Origin of the sequence: uncultured Campylobacter sp., assembly GCF_937949835.1 — a bacterium.
Lineage (GTDB): Bacteria > Campylobacterota > Campylobacteria > Campylobacterales > Campylobacteraceae > Campylobacter_B.
Window position 1 is genome coordinate 1 of sequence record NZ_CALEDC010000420.1, and the last position, 1,267, is coordinate 1,267.

A 1,267-nucleotide genomic window follows, 5' to 3' on the forward strand; every position below is an offset into this window, starting at 1 on the left:
ACTGGGAGGTAACGTTTTAGGTCAGCCTCTCTTAAATCGGTTGCTTAAGCACCGGCGCGAAGCGCGATTAAATTTTATCAGAATTTTGGGCTCAAGCAAGTTTGGCTTGTTTGAGCTTCCGCAAGCTTTGAAATAAACGGAAAACAATCAGAAAACTTAGAGGCGATTTTGAAAAACGTAAATTTTGCGGCGGTATGATTCTTAATGTGACTGGATTTTATCGCTCGCCGTATTTCCCCATGAGACAAAATTTTACGATTTAGCAGCGCATAAATTTATAGCGCAACGTGAAATTCTACCGGCAAAATTTAAAGAAACGAATTATGAAATTCCGCATTATGTATTTATGCGGCGGAGGCACTACTTTTTACGACGTTTGCACCATGATGAGAGTTTTTGCATGCAAGTAGAGCAGACCGCATACGAACACACGAATGCGAGCACTAAACAAGAAAAGAAATAATCCCCAAAACCCAGGATATCACAAACATAAAGCAATATCACAAGCGCGATGATAAAAACGGCGGTAAAAAACATAAGGAATGTAGCAAAGTAGGTGCACATCCAAAATATCCGCACCAAGCGAGGCGCACGCCTTTCAATAGCGCGGACGATCGCATAAATGTATGCCAGAATTATCATCGCAACAAGCGTAAGCTCCGCGCAAGTGTAGAAAAAATCGCCTAGGTTTGAGAATGCGTCTTTTTGGGGCGCAAGGTAGATCGCGTAAAACACCGCCGTGACGAAAAAAATTAGACCAAACGTAGTCAAAATGTCCCAAACTAAATATAGCGCGCGTCTTGCGGCATCCAGCACGATCAACGCAAAATCGCGAGCATATTCCAAAGGCGTTCTGCGGCGCTCGACCTCCAAGGCGACAAGGCTGCCTAAATATCCCTGCTTGCAGTATTTTACGCGCACCAAATCGCCCTGCTTAAACGAGAACGACCTGCAACGCATACGAAAGCGAACGCCGTCGATCTCAAAAAGCACGAGCGTCTCGATCTCCTGCCTAAGGATGCGGACGTGCAAGTTTTCTATCCTGCCTTCGATGTAGGGCTGCCTATTTCGCATAATCCTCCAAAAATAAGTTAAATTTAGCGCCGCTTATCTGACGCTGTTTGCTCGGTGCTAAAAACCTGCTCATTTTTTCTAAAAAGCTTCACGACGCAACGGAATTTTGTGCGGTAAAATTCTAGCTTTTAAATTTCATGTAGCAAGATATACTGATCACGAGCTTGGTTTTAAAATTTTTCGCTAAATTCCG

At 43.7% G+C, this 1,267-nt stretch carries 1 protein-coding gene; it reads right to left on the minus strand.

Features of this window, described 5'->3' with window-relative positions; translation table 11 throughout:
• Positions 1–360: 360 nt before the first annotated feature.
• The gene (locus Q0256_RS09435) at positions 361–1,074 is read right to left on the minus strand and encodes a hypothetical protein (protein ID WP_297962467.1); all 714 of its coding nucleotides are present in this window, start codon (positions 1,072–1,074) and stop codon (positions 361–363) included.
• Positions 1,075–1,267: the final 193 nt, after the last annotated feature.

Excerpts from the sequence above, each read along its gene's own strand:
- Q0256_RS09435 (WP_297962467.1), bottom strand. The coding sequence starts at position 1,074 with ATGCGAAATAGGCAGCCCTACATCGAAGGCAGGATAGAAAACTTGCAC.